Here is a 15,075-nt window from a genome sequence, read left to right as displayed (position 1 = left end):
ATGAGCGCTCCAGGCCACCGCAACCTGATCTTTCCGCAGCGCCCCACTGCGGCGGCAGCGCGTGCGCTGGCCGGACCGACCGCGGCAACGCCGTCGGCTGGCGAAGCAACGGCAACGGCCACGGTCAAGCCTCAGGCGACCGAGACCATCGCGCGACGTACCGGTGCGATGGTCAATGAGGTGGATTTTCCGGGCTTCGTCGCGCAACTGGTGCACGGCACGTTCGACGCCATCGTGGATGCCTCGATCCGCCAGATGGAAAGTTATTCCAGCATGGTGGCAGCGGTGTCCAAGACGGTGGATCAGTTCACCGAGGACAACGTCTCGCTCAATCAGGCGCGCGATTGGCTGGCCACGCACTATCCCGGCGATATCGTCTTGCTGCTCCCCGATGGCGGCGCGCGCACCGTGCCGGAGCTGGTGCCACGCACGACTGGCAGCCAACCCTTATGGCTGGCCGACTATGGGCTGGCCGACGAGGAACTCACCGCCGAATTGCTCGAACAGCGCGTGCTGCCGCAGGTGCGGTTGAAGGTCGGCAGCGAACGTCAGCAACTGCTGGCAACGATGGTGCTGCTGGGCATGAACCGGGTGGTGGTGCGCGATGGCAGCATCAGCAGCAAGGTGATGTTTCGCGCCGCTGCACAAGATGTGGCCAAGGTCGGCTATGCCACCGGCAGCGATCCCGCACAGGCAGACAATTGGGGCGAGCGCGGCTCCTCCAGTTATGCCGGGCAGACCTCGACCATGGTGTCGACATTGCAGGTCAATGCACAGAACGAATCGAACGTGCGCGCCGATCTGTTCGGCGAGGTCAAGCTCAATTTCGTCAGCGAGACATTGCCGCTGGAGCGCCTGGCAGATGCCGCCAAGGTGGCGCTGGTGCAACGCAACGCACCCGCCATGCGTGCAGCCGCCGGCAACCTCGTGCCCGCCGCGGCGGCACCGGCTGCATCATCGCCCGCTGAAGGAGCGGCGTGATGTTGCGCGAACTGTCCGGATTGCTGGAAGAACTGCACGCTGGCCTGGTGGCGATCGAAGACCGCGCCGGCATGCAGTTAACGCATGTGGAAATGCGGCTGCCGCTGGAGCTGCGCCCGATCCTGCGCGACGGTGGTTGCCGCCTGCTGGCCGATGTGCCACGCAGCCTCGCCGTCAATCACTGGAACGCTGCGCCGTCGCTGCTGCATGTGGTCTGGCAGCTGGGAGATCAGTCATGAGCGCGCAACTGCCCCCGTTGCTGCAAACCCTCGGCGTTCCACTGGACCTGTTCATCCAGGCATTGACCGAGCAATTGGACAAGGCGCAGGCGGCGATGACGATCAAGGCACGTGTTGGCAAATTGCCGCTGACCTTTGCGGTGAAAGACGTGACGCTGGATTTGCGCGTGTTCGTGCAGATGCTCGACGACGATGTCTATCTGCGCCCGGCCGGTCCCGGCGAAAGCGAAGCCAGTACCGTGCGGCTGGCGTTGACCACGATCACCAAACCGATGATCGAAGAAAACGCGGCAGATTTCCGCGCCGACGAATCCGAATTCAGTCTCAAGACCGCGCTTGGCGACCAGTTCTCCGATGAGGAACAACGCCAGCTCGAACGGATCGGCGTGCGCACCGTTACCCAGCTCAACGAGCTCAAGGAAACCGCGGGCGCCGATGTCATCGCACGGCTGTCGCGAATGCCGGTCAATCGCCTGCAACAGGCGCTGCTACGTGCCGCAGCACCGCGTGTGACGCGTGTGCAGGCGAGCGATGGCGATGGCAACAGCGGCACGCGTGTGCACCTGAGCGCACCGGGACTGCGCAGCAGCAGGCTGCCGCTGGTGCGTGCGGCGGGAATCGACATTCCCATCGTCTCGGCCGACGACGGACAGCTGGTGCTGGCACCGTTGGCCAGCCAACTCGGCTGCGATGCGCAGCTGGACTTCGAGGATGGGCGCAGCGCCTGCGTGCCATTGCGCGCAGGCAGTCTTGGTCAATGGAGTGCGCAGACATGACCGCCTCACATCACGCCGCCTTGCTGCCACGCCGCCTGCTGCTGACGCTGCGACTAGGCGAAGTGCCCGAGCATCTGCCGGGGCTGCGTGCGGTGCAAGGCTACGGCACACCGATGAGCGACGCGGTGGACCACGGGCCGATCGACCGGCTGTTGCGTCACCACGGCGATGCCTTCCGCGCGGTGCGTCTGCATAGCGCGCGCCTGGGCCGCCAGCAAAGCCGCCGCAGTGGCGCACAGCGCTTCGATGCTATCGAGCAACTGAGTGGTGTCGCGCGGGTCTTGCGGGTGGAATTACGCGATGGCGCCCGGCTACCTGCGCTGTTGCGGGCGTTGGCCGAAATCCCGGTCGTGGAGCGGGTCGGTGCCGATTATCTGAGCAGCACCCCACGCACGCTTGCGGGCCCGACAGCGCACCTGGCCGCACACGAGAGCTGGGCGCAACAGGCCATTCGTTTGCCGCAGGCCTTGCAACTGGAACCGGGCGATCCGGCGGTGCTGATCGGCCTTGCCGACACCGGCGTGGCGCTGCAGCACCCCGAACTGGCCGGACACTTGCGCGCAGGATTCGACAGCGTGGATCTGGACCCGGCAACGGTCGGCGGGTTGTCGCTGGTCGGCGACTATCGCCGTGCCGGCGAACGTCCGCAGGACGAAGTAGGCCATGGCACCGGCTGTGCCGGCATCCTGGTGGCCAGCGGCCGCCAGATCGCCCCCGGTGGCGCAGGCGCATGCGGACTCACCCCGGCGCGCGTGCTGGGCGCCGCGCTGGAGGCTGGCGATCGCCGCGTCGGCGTCGGTGCGCTGGACAACATCGATGCCGGCATGAAGCGTCTGATCGATCTGGGCGTGAAAGTCATCAACATGAGCTTCGGCACGCCGGAATCGGCATTGCTGCCGGATGCGCCCGCACCGCACGAAGAGACCGTGCGCTACGCGCTGGCACGTGGCGTGGTGCTGGTGGCCGCCAGCGGCAACTCCGGGCTGCATGAGCGGTTTTATCCCGCTGCACACGACGGCGTGATCGCCGTGGGCGGTATCGATGCGCACCTGGTGCCCGCCAGCTTCAGCACGCGCGGCGCGCACGTTGCCCTGTGCGCGCCGGGACGCGACATCCGCACCTGTGCCCTGGACGGCTACCAGAGCGCCTCGGGTACCAGCTTTGCCGCCCCCTTCGTTGCGGCGGCGTGCGGCTTGCTCGCAGCGCGCGCGCAACGCCGCGCCTGGCCACTGGATGGCGCAACCGCCCGTCAGTTGCTGTGCGATAGCGCGCGCCCGTTTGGCGGTGCCGGCGTCGCCGACTGTGGTGCCGGCGTGCTCGATGCGCATGCGGCGCTCCGCGCGCTCGATGCCTATCTGGACCTGCAACTGCGCGACGAAGACAGCGCAGCCGATTCCCCCACCGTCCCGGCGTCGTCCACGCCGGTGGCGGCCTGACCTCCCACCCGCTGCCGAGGAACGTTCGATGGCGACCCAGCGCACTACCAAGAAGTCCACCCCTAAGACGGTCGCCCCGGCAGCCAAACCACGCTCCAACGGTCGCAGCAAGGCGGCCGCGGCCAGCAGCACCGCCTCCAGCAAAGCTCCTTCACCCAAACCGTCCGATCCCGGAGTGAACACCATGAATCGCATCCTGCTGGTCGATCTCGGCGAGCGCGAAACCAAGAAGCGCCAGGAACTGCGTGCACGCCGCCAGGTGCTGCAGACCATCGACAAGACTGCCGACACCAGCGGCGGGCTCAGTCCGCGGCAACTCGACGAACTGGCGCAGATCAAGACCAAGCTGTCCAGCGACGTGGTGGTCGATCCGTTCTACCAGCTGGTGACTGCGACCCAGCAACAGAAGGACTGGAACAAACTTGCCTGTGCGACGGAAAACGTCCACAAATACGGCCTGATCGGCTCGCAACGCTCGCCCAAGGAATTACGCGGCCCGCTTGGCTGCGACGAGCGCGAAATCATCGGCATCTGCGGGCTGCTGCAGCTCGATGGTTACACCGACGCCAGCCTGCGCGGATTCGTGCAACGCGTCAGCGCCGCACAAGGCGAGTACCGCGAAAACCGCGCCTTGTTCGACGCCGCCTTCGAGCTGCTGGTGCCGCGTTACCAGGTCACCATCCAGTCGCAGATCGCCTCCGGGCTGATCGATGCGGATATCGTCGGTTGCGAGTGGCCCGACGACAATCCCGAAGACCGACGCGACCGCTACAGCACCGACACCGATTTCCGACCTTCCGCAAAAGACACCGTCTGCGCGTTGAGTTCGCGCAATCTTGCCGCCACCGTGCGCCGGCTTGCCAGCAACGGCATCGGTGCCGATAACGCCTGGCTGGCCAGTCACCTTCAGAACGGGTACGAGATGCAGACCGGCGTGGTGGCCGGCGCGCCCCCGTCGGCTATGGAAATCATCCTGCCCGATCTGGAAGATTCCACCGATGTGGAAATCGTGCGTGAGAATCTCAACGCCGTGCAGGCGATCTACTTCGCCTACATGCTGGAAGAGACGCGGATGCCGCAGGTGGTGGAACGCATCGTCGAATTGTTCCGCAGCGGCATGTTGCCGCTGGGACGCGGCAAAGCCGGCGATTATCTGTTCCGTTACTACAAGACGGCCGCCGAACGCATCACCGAAGGCGAGCGCCGCGACCTGTACATGCGCTGCTTCGGCGCACCTGGTGGCGACCCGAACGGAAACGAACCCAATCGCGAGTTCAACGAGCTGTGGTTGCGCTTCCTGTCGGCGGTGTCTTCGTTCGGACGCCAACTGAGTGTGGACCGCATGCTGCGCACCAACGTACCGGTGGCGGTCTCGCAGGAGCAGGTGCGCAAGGCCGCACGCGATCTGGGCGCCAGCCTGTCGCGCAGCGGCTACGGCATCGCCTACTTCGCTGCCACCGAGTTGCAGCAGATGATCCTGGAATACCGCGACCTGCTCAGCGACCCGGAAGTGCGTGGCGCGTTCGGCGCACGCGACATGTGGCAGGTGATCGACCAGGTCAACGCCAATTACCTGGGTGGCCCGCGCAATACCAGCCGCTTCCGGACCCAGGCCCGCGCCGGTGCGGTGATCATTCGCTGGATCGCCAATACGCGACAACGCCTGGAAGGCCGCTATGGCGAAGTCATTTCGATCAGCGCACTCACCAACCCGCAGCTGCGCGGCAGCGACCAACCCACTGTCGATCCCACCGATTGGGATCTGCTGCAGGCGTGCGAACAATGGCTTGCGGTGGGCGGCGTACAGGACAACAGCGTGGAGCAGTACGCACAACCAGCCGAATCGCCGGTGATCACCAGCCGTCCGATCGAGATGCCGCAGGCCGCGCGCGATCTGCTCAACCAGGCGGGCATCAGCCTGCCCGGTCTATAAGGAGCACGCGCATGCGCACTCATGACGATCGCCCGCAGGCGGTCAAACATCTGGTCCGTCAATCGCTGCGTTCGGCGGCCAAGGCGCTGGGCACCCGCGACCCGCTGCCCTACGTCGATGGCTTGATCGACCGCACCTTCTACCTGCCCGACGACGATGTGTCGTACGCACGCAACTCGCTCACACCCGGTGCGGTGCCCTACGAACCCTCGTTTTCCGAATCCGAACCCAACCTGTTGCGCTTCACCATCGAACCGTTGGGCCCGGAGGCCTCGCCGGTGGCACGGCGCGATGAAGCCACCCGCGAAGCACGCAGGTTGATCGCGCCGATCTTCGGCCAGGATGCCTTGCGCTGGTTCGACAGGCGCAGCGAAGCATGGCGCGGCTTCGGCGGCTTGAGCTGGATGAACTACGGCGCCTGGTTCGGTAGCGCGTTCGATCAGGATGGGCTCTACGCCACCAAGATCTACTACGAGCTGCTGCCCAATCAGATCGATGCCTTGGCGCCCGCGTTGTCGCGCTTGACCAAGCTGGCCTGCGACGAACTGCCCGGACTGGTGCCGATCTTCACCTCGATCGGCTGCAAGCGCGATACCGGTAGTCAGCGGGTGACGTTCTTGCATCGCGGCGCATTGGCGGTGAATGGACTAGGCCCGTTGATGAACCGGCTTGGCATCGGCCATCAATTGCCGGGGTTGATGCGCGTGGTTGGTGTCGCCCTGGGCGGGCGCTTCGAACTGCCGGCCGGTGGCGTGCTGATCGGCCTACGCGATGCGCCCGATGGTGCGGAGTTGAAACTGGAAGTCCTGCTCGCTGCCATTCCGGACCTGCCGGCGCGTTTTCTGGATCTGCTCAAACTCGGCCTTGCCGAGCGCCCCCGGCAACTGGCTGCGCTAGCGCGCTGGCTGGATGCCTTCGGCATGGACGATGCCGAGCAACAAGGGCATTTCTCTGTGCTCAGTATCCGGGTGACGCCGAATTCGCCGGCACGCATCAGCCTGTACGTACGACCGATCGAGTTTGAAATGCGCGAAGCCATCGAAGACGCGCGCGCCCTGCAGTGAGTCGCATCACCTATCGCCTTTCCATCGCCCCCCTGTCGTGCAGGAGTTGCCATGAGTGCCATTTTTCCCGCAGCCGGATCCAGCGCGCGCACGGCCACACCGCCTGGCAACCGCGAAACACACGACGCCGCACGCCTGGCCGTACGTCAGTTGCTGGAACGCAGCGACGCGTTTCATGAGCTGCCTGCCGACAAGCGCGCAGTGTTGGCGAAGGGGCTGGTGCAGATCGGCGCCTATCTCGCCGAACCTGATGGCGTGCGCCTGAAACAGCAGAGCGCGCCCGTGCGTGCGATGGCTGGCGAAGATTCCACGCCATTGAAACAGGAAGACCAGCCAGAGTTCGGACAGGCTCTGAAGACCGGCGTACAACAGGCCGGCGCATTGATGGCAGCGGTCAATTTCCCCACTTTCGTCTCGGGACTGATCAATGGCGTGTTCCACTCCATCGTCACCTCGTCGATCGAACAGATGGAGGCATATGCCAAGTTGGTCGCCGACGTGTCCAAAAGCCTGAATCAATTTCGCGACGACAACACCACCCAGAATCAGGGCCGCGATCATCTGGTGGAACAGTTTCCGGACATCTTTCAGCTGCAGATGGGAGACGATGCATTCGGCGATTTCGGTGGCAGCAGCGACACCGGTGCGCCACCGCAACCGCGCGTGGTGATGCGTCAGGATGTCGACGAACGCGCCGCCATCGCACGCGTCAATCAATCGCTGCCGCTGGACAAACCGGTCACCACGCTCAACGACGATCTGGTCGAAGCGGTATTGGTGCCCGCTGCACGTACCCAGATCGCCACCGGTCGCCAGCAGTTGCTGGCCACGCTGGTGATGCTGGGCATCAACCGCATCGTGGTCACCGATGGGCGCATCTCGGCCAAGGTGCTGTACGACTTCCAGGCACGCGACGACAGCCGCTATCGCTACAGTGCCAGCAAGATGGATAACCAGAAGGATATGTTCGGCAACGTGCAGAAAACGCGCGGTTACGAAGGCGATTACGACTACAAGAGCGATGGCGGCACCTCTAGCCAGAGTGCCGACGGCTCCAGCGACAAGCGCGATGGCAGCTACTACGCCAAGGGCAGCTACAAGTACAACGAACAGCCCATCATCAAGATGATGAGCACCTCGCAATTACAGAGCGATTCTTCGCTGCAAGCCAAGGCAAGCCTGGCAGGACAAGTCGAGGTGAACTTCAAGAGCGATTATCTGCCGCTGGAAAAACTGGCCAATCCCGAGTCGATTGCGGCGATCCAGATGAATGCGCAACCGGGCATGGTGAAATCGTTGGCCACCAACCGCCCTGGCAGTAACACCGCTGCTGCGCCCTCCGCTCCACCTGCGGCATGACCTGGGATCACCACTGCCATGCATGCACTTGCCACAGACAGTTTCAGTGCGACCTCCGGTCATCCCGCCTGGCTCGACGACGACACCCTGGCGGCCGTGCGGCCGCAGGTGCGACGCCTGCTGGAATCCTCGCCTGGCTTCCGCCAGTTGCCAGTGGCCGAGCAGCAGGAAATGGCACGCAATATGGTGCGCGTTGCGTCCTACATGTCCAACCCCGACGGACTGGCAAAACAGGAGCTATCCACCGATGGCGGCATCCTTGCGCGCGACACGCCGCCAAGCGCGCGCGCACTCGCCGACCCCGTCGGCCAGGCCAAGAACAAGGCATCCGACAAGATCGGTACGTTTGCCGGTAGCGACTTCACTGCCGCCTCGGTGGAACAAGGCGGCGACAACTTCAAGAAGTACATCGGCTCGGTGGATTTTCCTGCATTCGTCGGCGGGTTGATCCAGAACGTGTTCCAGGCCATCGTCGATGCCTCCATCCAGCAGATGAATGCCTACGGCGAATTGCTCAAATCGGTGGCGCAGACGGTGGATCAATTCGCTACCGACAACATCAGCATGAACAATGCGCGCGACTGGCTGGTGGAACGCTTTCCGGAGGCGCTGACCATCGAGACCGATGGCGATGCCGGCCCGCGCGTGGGCGTGCGCGACGAAGATCAGGCCGGCGCGGTGCTGACGCAGATGAAAGACGACATGCAGCTGGCCCAGCCCATCACCGACCTGTCCGACCCGGAGCAGGAAACACGCCTGGTGCAAGGCGCGCGGTTGCAGATGGCACGCAGCCGCCAACAGCTGCTCTCGTCGATGGTGATCCTGGGCATCAACCGCATCGTGGTGACCGATGGCGCGATCAATGCCAAGGTGGTGTTCGACTTCCGTGCCTCCGACTCTGCGCAGCGCACCGCGGGCGCTTCGTTGTACGACACGCAATCCAGCTACAACCGCCGCAAATCCGGCGCCGGCATCAACCTCGGCTGGGGGGCTGCAGGCACCGTCAACACTAATGTGCAGCGGCACATGACCACGGTGCAATCCTCGGTCAACGAAGAGTCGTCCTCGGATCAGGAGATGAAGGCAAAACTGACCGGCGAGGTGCGGGTGAACTTCAAATCCGATTACTTCCCGATGGAAAAACTGGCCTCGCCCGGCATGATCGCCAGCATCCAGGGCAATGCCACACCGTTCAACCCGAATCCGCCGCCGGCCGCTGGTCGTCCTGCCGCTGCACCGGCCGTCTGAGGAATCGCCGCATGCGCCCGCCTTCTGCACCCCGCATCGCTGCAGCCTGGCCGCATCCCTACGCGACCTTGCTGCAGGCGCTGGCCTTGGCACAGGCAAACGTGGCGGTGCACGACGCGGCGCTGGCCCGCACATTGGCCGAACTGGGCGAGATCGACCTGCCGCCCGGCGCACCGAATGCGCAGGATCGGCCGCGCCTGCTGGCAGTTGCACCACTGTATTTTGCCGCTGCGCTGGAACAGGCTGGCGTTTTGCCCGCCGCCGAGCAAATCGCCGCGCTGTTTGCCAGCGGCGCGATCACCCAACCGCTCGGGCCTGGCACGCAATCGCTGGCCACATTCTGGCGCAGCCGCCGCGAACGACTCAGCGCGGCCGAGCGCAATGCGATCTTCCAGCGCGTTTTCGAACAACCGCATTTCGATCGTCTGATGCAGGCGTTATGCACTGCGATCGTCGCCGAGGCAGATGGCCGCGACATGCGCGAAGACGTCGCCCTGGCCGCCACCGCGCAGGCGGTGGGCGAGTTTCTGTCGCAGCGTGCCGATGCGATGGCGGCGATGGCCGCGCGCGAGATCGTGGACAATCTCAACGCTGCGTTGGGCATGCTGCGCGACCGCCAACTGCAACTGGCCTTCGGCGTGCAGTCGCTGTGGATGTTGATCGGCGTGGCCAATCCCGGCACTGCGCACTCACAGGCCTTCGCCGAGCAGGGGCGCAACGGCCAGCAGGTGCTGGCATGGCTGGCCGCACAGGACCTTGCCATGCCGCTCGGTCTGGAGGCCGCACGCGCCGAAGATGGCGCAGTGATGGCGGCGGCGCAGCGCTGGTTGCTGTCGCTTCCGCAGCCGGCGGCCTAGGCCTGGAGGCCCCGTCATGCCTGCCGCCCACATCCTGCCGCCGATCTCGCTCACCGCATCGAGCATGCCGCCAGGGCATGCGCCGCAGCCCTGGGTTCGCGCAGCCGTGCGCGAGGTGCTCGAACGCGCGCCTCACTACCAGGCACTGACACCGCACGACCGTCAGGCGCTGGCACGCTCCATGGTGACCGTGTCGGCGTTGGCAGCCGATCTGCTTGCCGAGGAACACGCCGCCGATCAACAGATCGCTCGGACCGCGCCTACGGTATTGGCGCGCGCGCAAGAGCAGCAACCCGCATTCGGCGACGCTGCGCAGCGGATTGCCGACACCACGCGCGGCGTGCTCAACGCGGTGTCGTTTCCACGCTTTGTCACCGATCTGATCAACGGCGTGTTTCGCGCGATGCTCGACTCCAACGCCCAGCAAATGCAGCAATACGTCGAACTGCTGGGCGCCGTTTCGGCCTCGGCCAGCGGTTTCGAGCGCACCCAATTCGGTCTTGCGCAGGTTCGCCAGTGGGTGGCAGAGCATTTTCCCGAAGCGATCGAGTACGACGCACCGGATCCAGCCGACATGCCCGACCCGGACGAACAGGACCAACAGCGGCTCCGCCTGCGTTCCGGCGCCAGCATGCCGGTGGCCGACGACATCCGCGCAACGCTGGGTCTGGCCGACGACGAATCGGTGGACGCCTCCAACCCGGAGCAGCTGGTTCCACTGGCACGCCGTTACCTGGCCCGCCAGCGCCAGCAGATGCTGGCCACGATGGTGGCGATGGGCATGCAGCGCATCGTGGTGGACAGCGGCCGCATCAATGCCGCGATGCGTTTTCATATCGATACGCGCAGTGCCGCCAATGAAGACCGCGGCAGCCAGTTCAGCATGCAGAACCGCGTCAAGGCCTCGGGGAAATTCGGGATGGGGGCGTGGGGCGCGAGTGCGGAGATCGAGAACAACATCGGCTATGTCTCCACCCAGCGCTCGCAGCGCACCGAAGAAATGAATACCGATCTGGATCTGAGCTCTTCGGTGGAACTGAACTTCCACAGCGATTATCTGCCGCTCAACCAGATGGCCGCGCAAGCCCAGGCGGATCGCATTCGCAGCACCACCTTGAATCCCTCTGCGGACATCCCCGACCCCAGCGCGGCGCGTACGGCGCGCCTGCAGGCGCAACTCACCGGCGAGCGCGAACGGCGCAGCGGCATGGACACCGCGATCGCCGGCAGCACCGCGCCACGCCCGGCAAACCCGTCGCCGACCAATGCCACACCCGCGCCTGCGGCGGCACGCCCGCCACCTACCGCACCGACAGCTCCGTCTGCGGCCGCCGCACGCAGCCCTGCCGCGGCTGCGCCGAGTGCAGCCGCCACCACGGCAGGCGGCAGTCGTGCACCCACCGGAGCAAGCGCAGCGAGCAGCATGCCGGCCGGTCGCCAGTCGCCCACACCCGCGTCCAGCACAACCACGCCTCCCGCAGCGGCGACGCGCCCGGCTCCAGCAGCAGCGGCACCCAGCGCCTGATCCAGCGCCATGCAGATGAGGCTACGCCATGCTTGATCCGGTTCAACGCCATCGCATCAACAGCAGCGCCCCGCAGCACACCCGCACACAGCTTGCGCGAAGGCGGGCCATCGTCACCGCCACCGCCACCGCTGAATCTGAGGATGTCGCTCAGCTAGGAACTGTGAGAGTCGTTGGAACTGCTCGACGCCCTGGCCATCGGCACGATTCCCACCAGCCCACGTAGCCGCATCGCGTCCAGCACGCCACGCAGGATGGTCAGGTTATGGCCGTGCGCGGCGCCTTCGTGCAGCAGCACGATCGCGCCGGGGCGCAGGTCGCGCACGATCCGCGCCACAGTGGCGTCCGGTTCGCAGCGCACGCCGTCGAAGCCGCGCGCGCTCCAGGCCACGCGGGTCAGCCCGTGCGCACGCAGCGGCGAGGCGACGAAGGGGTTGGTCATGCCGACCACCGAGCGGTACAGCCGCGGCGCCTGCCCGGTAATACTGGCCAGGGTGCGCTGCGCCAGGCCGATTTCCTGCGCCATACGGCGCGGCCCCAACGCCCAGAACCAGGCCTGCGGATGGGTATGGCTGTGGTTGCCGATGCCGTGCCCGCGGCGCACGATCTCGCGCACCAGCTCCGGTCGCTGCTCGGCACGCGCACCGACCACAAAGAAGGTGGCCTTGGCATCGTAGGCATCGAGCAATTCGAGAATGGCCGGGGTGTCGTCGGACGGGCCATCGTCGATGGTCAACCAGACCTGCGGCGCGTGACCGGGCAGCCGCGCCACCACCGGCGCGTACAAGCGTGCGCGCGGCAGGAATACCGGCACCACGAATACCGCATGCGACAGCAGCAGCGCAGGCAGGCCCCAGGCCCAGCCCAGATGCCACCACAGCACCGCCACCGCCACCTGCGAGAGGGCAAACAAGCCCACCCAGCGGTAGGGGTGGGAGGGGATGCGATACAGCGTTTCCGGCGTGGTCATGCCGCATGATGCCACGCGGCGTAGAATGCCCAGTCTCCACGCTCTCACCGAAGTGCTGCCATGTCCCTCGACCCCGCCCTGCGTTCCCGTATCGATACGCTGCTGCAATCCAGCCGCGTGGTGCTCTTCATGAAAGGCCAGCCCAGCATGCCGCAGTGCGGTTTTTCGGCCAAGGCAATCGGCGTGCTGGACGGACTGGGCATCGACTATGCCCACGTCAACGTGCTGGCCGACCAGGAGATCCGCGAGGGCATCAAGGCGTACGGCGACTGGCCCACCATTCCGCAGCTGTACGTGGATGGCGAGTTGATCGGCGGCAGCGACATCATTTTGCAGATGGCCGACAGCGGAGAGCTGAGCACGATGCTCGGCCTGCAGGCGCCGGATCGCAGCCCGCCGAAGATCACCATCACCCCGGCCGCGGTGGACATGCTCAAGGGCGCGCTGGCCGATGCCCCGGATGCGTCGCTGACGCTGGCCATCGATGCGAATTTCCAGCCGAACTTCCAGCTGGCGCCGACCAACCCGAACGCCATCGCGGCCGAATCCAACGGCCTGCGCGTGCAGTTCGACCTGGCCAGCGCGCGCCGCGCCGACGGCATCACCATCGACTGGGTGGACGACATCCGGGGCCGTGGCCTGGCCATCGACAATCCCAACGCGCCCAAGCCGGTGCAGGAGCTGTCGGTGCGCGATGCCGACGACCGCCTCAAGGCCGGCAGCCTGACCCTGGTGGATGTCCGTCCGGCCGACGAACGTGCACTGGCGACGGTCAATGCACCGTTCCGCACCCTGGATGCGCACGAGCGCCTGGCGATCGAGCAACTGCCCAAGGACACCCCGCTGGCGTTCCTGTGCCATCGCGGCGGGCGCAGCCTGCAGGCGGCCGAGCATTTCCGCGGCCTGGGCTTCAGCAACGTCTACAACGTCACCGGCGGCATCGACGCCTGGTCGGACGAGGTGGACAACGGCGTGGCGAAATACTGAGCGCGGCCAGGCACGCCACGCACCACTGCATACCGAAACGGGCGCTCCTTGGAGCGTCCGTTTTTTCATGGATCAACACCCACAAGGACCCCGCCGCAATGCAAACCTCTCTGATAACGCTCGCCCTGGCCGCCCTGTTGCCGCTGGCCGCGCAGGCCGCCGAACCCGCGCGCGCTGTGCTGCTGGTACAGACCTACGACAGCCAGCCGTCCGAGGATCCGCTGGAATACATTCCGGTGTGGCTGGGCAAGACCGTGGCCAAAGACTCCACCATGCCCAAGTCGCTGCTGAGTCAGCCGCTGCAGGCCTTCGATAACGGTGTCTCCACTGCCAACGTGCGGCTTGCTGCACTGACCGTGGACGACAACAGCATGTGCGGCGGCACCTCGAAACTGCGCTTGAAGGGCAACCCCGCCCTGTCGCACTCGCCGCTGTTGTCGACGGTGGATCTGAATCCGGGCAAGCGTTTTGCCGGCCGCGCCGCCACCGCTGCCGAACAGACCGAGTTGCTGCGTCAGGCCGGCGACACCGCGCAGTTGCGCAAGACCGTCAAGCCGGCGGAATTGTCCAAAGCGCTGGCGGCCTTCGCTGCGGACCGTGCGCAGGACACGGCGTCATTGCAGATCGTGACCGATGCACAGCAGCCGCAGCGGCGCGTGGCGGTGCTCACCTCCAACCACCCGACCAAGACCGGCAACCCGGACAACCCGACCGGCGTGCTCGTCGTGCTGGCGATCTTCGAACACGACGGCAACCGCTGGCAGTTCCGCCGCGGCAGCGCGGCCAGTGGCTGCGACGATTGCGAGGACCTGCCACTGCGCACGCACCTGCTGCAGTTCGGCGATATCGACGGCAATGGCACGCTCGACTTCGTACTGTCGGAAAGCGGCTACGAAAGCTACGGCTTCTATCTGCTGCTCGGCGAAGGCACCGGCTGGCGCTCGGAAGGATTGCCGGGCGGCTGCTGATCGGTTTTGCTGCCCCCCTGCGCGATGCCGGTTGCGGCATCGCGCAGGGGGCGCAGATTCGGTCTCAACGTACTTGGCGTGGACAGGCCACGCCGGTGCTCAACCGGCAAATCCACCGTCATCGAGAAATTGCTGTTCTTCGGCCGTGGTCTCGCGCCCCAGCACCGTATTGCGGTGCGGAAACCGCCCAAAGCGCTGGATGATCTGCTGATGCTCCGCCGCCCAGCGCGTGGCTTCCGCATCGTCCAGTGCAGCGGTCAGTTGCATGGCGCGCGCCTGCTCCTGCAGATCCTCTGCGTGCCCGAACGGCAGATAGAAAAACAGCCGTAATTGCGCCGAGACCTGTTGATCGAACCCCTGCTCGAGCGCCTGCTTGGCGTAACGCAACGCCAGCCCGTCGGTAGCGTAGGCGTGCGCACTGCCCCGGAACGCATTGCGCGGGAATTGATCCAGCAGAATCAACAGCGCCAGTGCGTCTTCGGCACGCGCCATCCAGTCCGCGTAGTCGCCGCGGGCGGCGGCAAAATGCTGCTCGCTGAAGTGCTGGCGAAAGTTGGCATCGAACGCATCGTTATGCGTGAACCAGCGCGCGGAGCCGGCCAGTTCCCAGAAGGCCAGCACCACATCGGCCTGTTTGTTGCGCTCTGTTTTGGCAATCATCGACGTTCCCCCTGACGAATACGGCACAGCATGCACGTGCGCATGTGATGAGGCCACCGCTCCCCGACGTCC

14 protein-coding genes are annotated in these 15,075 nt (G+C 65.5%); 12 read left to right on the top strand and 2 right to left on the bottom strand.

What is annotated here, in order from left to right; genetic code table 11:
* The 10 genes from ASF90_RS08290 (at nucleotide 1) to ASF90_RS08245 (ending at nucleotide 11,418) form a co-directional block, all read left to right on the top strand.
* Nucleotides 1-981, top strand: coding sequence for a hypothetical protein (locus tag ASF90_RS08290; RefSeq protein ID WP_055848320.1), 981 nt, complete (start codon nucleotides 1-3; stop codon nucleotides 979-981).
* Nucleotides 981-1,220 carry a hypothetical protein gene (locus tag ASF90_RS08285; RefSeq protein ID WP_055848317.1) on the top strand — a complete coding sequence of 80 codons (240 nt, stop codon included), beginning with the start codon at nucleotides 981-983 and terminating at the stop codon, nucleotides 1,218-1,220. The genes ASF90_RS08290 and ASF90_RS08285 overlap by 1 nt, the downstream gene beginning before the upstream one ends.
* The gene (locus tag ASF90_RS08280) at nucleotides 1,217-1,996 is read left to right on the top strand and encodes a hypothetical protein (protein WP_055848313.1); all 780 of its coding nucleotides are present in this window, start codon (nucleotides 1,217-1,219) and stop codon (nucleotides 1,994-1,996) included. The genes ASF90_RS08285 and ASF90_RS08280 overlap by 4 nt, the downstream gene beginning before the upstream one ends.
* A complete protein-coding gene (locus ASF90_RS08275) occupies nucleotides 1,993-3,432 on the top strand; it encodes a S8 family serine peptidase (protein ID WP_055848310.1) in 1,440 nt (479 codons plus the stop codon). The genes ASF90_RS08280 and ASF90_RS08275 overlap by 4 nt, the downstream gene beginning before the upstream one ends.
* A 184-nt stretch (nucleotides 3,433-3,616) precedes the next feature.
* Nucleotides 3,617-5,365 (top strand): hypothetical protein, encoded by a 1,749-nt coding sequence (locus ASF90_RS08270; RefSeq protein ID WP_055848306.1) that lies wholly within the window; start codon nucleotides 3,617-3,619, stop codon nucleotides 5,363-5,365.
* A gap of 11 nt (nucleotides 5,366-5,376) precedes the next feature.
* The gene (locus tag ASF90_RS08265) at nucleotides 5,377-6,429 is read left to right on the top strand and encodes a hypothetical protein (RefSeq protein ID WP_055848303.1); all 1,053 of its coding nucleotides are present in this window, start codon (nucleotides 5,377-5,379) and stop codon (nucleotides 6,427-6,429) included.
* Nucleotides 6,430-6,480: 51 nt separating this feature from the next.
* Nucleotides 6,481-7,788: a hypothetical protein gene (locus ASF90_RS08260; protein WP_055848300.1), complete on the top strand. Its 1,308-nt coding sequence runs from the start codon at nucleotides 6,481-6,483 to the stop codon at nucleotides 7,786-7,788.
* 18 nt (nucleotides 7,789-7,806) lie between these two features.
* The gene (locus ASF90_RS08255; RefSeq protein ID WP_055848299.1) at nucleotides 7,807-9,036 is read left to right on the top strand and encodes a hypothetical protein; all 1,230 of its coding nucleotides are present in this window, start codon (nucleotides 7,807-7,809) and stop codon (nucleotides 9,034-9,036) included.
* 11 nt (nucleotides 9,037-9,047) lie between these two features.
* The gene (locus ASF90_RS08250; protein WP_055848296.1) at nucleotides 9,048-9,893 is read left to right on the top strand and encodes a hypothetical protein; all 846 of its coding nucleotides are present in this window, start codon (nucleotides 9,048-9,050) and stop codon (nucleotides 9,891-9,893) included.
* 16 nt (nucleotides 9,894-9,909) lie between these two features.
* Nucleotides 9,910-11,418: a hypothetical protein gene (locus ASF90_RS08245; RefSeq protein ID WP_193552611.1), complete on the top strand. Its 1,509-nt coding sequence runs from the start codon at nucleotides 9,910-9,912 to the stop codon at nucleotides 11,416-11,418.
* Nucleotides 11,419-11,572: 154 nt separating this feature from the next.
* Here ASF90_RS08245 and ASF90_RS08240 read toward each other — a convergent pair whose 3' ends face one another.
* Nucleotides 11,573-12,388, bottom strand: coding sequence for a polysaccharide deacetylase family protein (locus ASF90_RS08240; RefSeq protein ID WP_055848294.1), 816 nt, complete (start codon nucleotides 12,386-12,388; stop codon nucleotides 11,573-11,575).
* A 60-nt stretch (nucleotides 12,389-12,448) separates the two neighbouring features.
* Here ASF90_RS08240 and grxD point away from each other — a divergent pair, with 60 nt between their 5' ends.
* Both grxD and ASF90_RS08230 read left to right on the top strand, forming a co-directional pair.
* A complete protein-coding gene (gene grxD, locus ASF90_RS08235; protein ID WP_055848291.1) occupies nucleotides 12,449-13,375 on the top strand; it encodes a Grx4 family monothiol glutaredoxin in 927 nt (308 codons plus the stop codon).
* A gap of 98 nt (nucleotides 13,376-13,473) precedes the next feature.
* Complete coding sequence (locus ASF90_RS08230) at nucleotides 13,474-14,343, top strand: hypothetical protein (RefSeq protein WP_055848288.1); 870 nt, start codon at nucleotides 13,474-13,476, stop codon at nucleotides 14,341-14,343.
* Nucleotides 14,344-14,442: 99 nt separating this feature from the next.
* Here ASF90_RS08230 and ASF90_RS08225 read toward each other — a convergent pair whose 3' ends face one another.
* A complete protein-coding gene (locus ASF90_RS08225) occupies nucleotides 14,443-15,003 on the bottom strand; it encodes a DUF924 family protein (protein ID WP_055848284.1) in 561 nt (186 codons plus the stop codon).
* Nucleotides 15,004-15,075 lie beyond the last annotated feature (72 nt).

This window comes from Xanthomonas sp. Leaf148 (assembly GCF_001423585.1).
Lineage (GTDB): Bacteria > Pseudomonadota > Gammaproteobacteria > Xanthomonadales > Xanthomonadaceae > Xanthomonas.
Note: the sequence above shows the minus strand (reverse complement) of the source record. Positions and strands in the feature narration are given on the sequence as shown.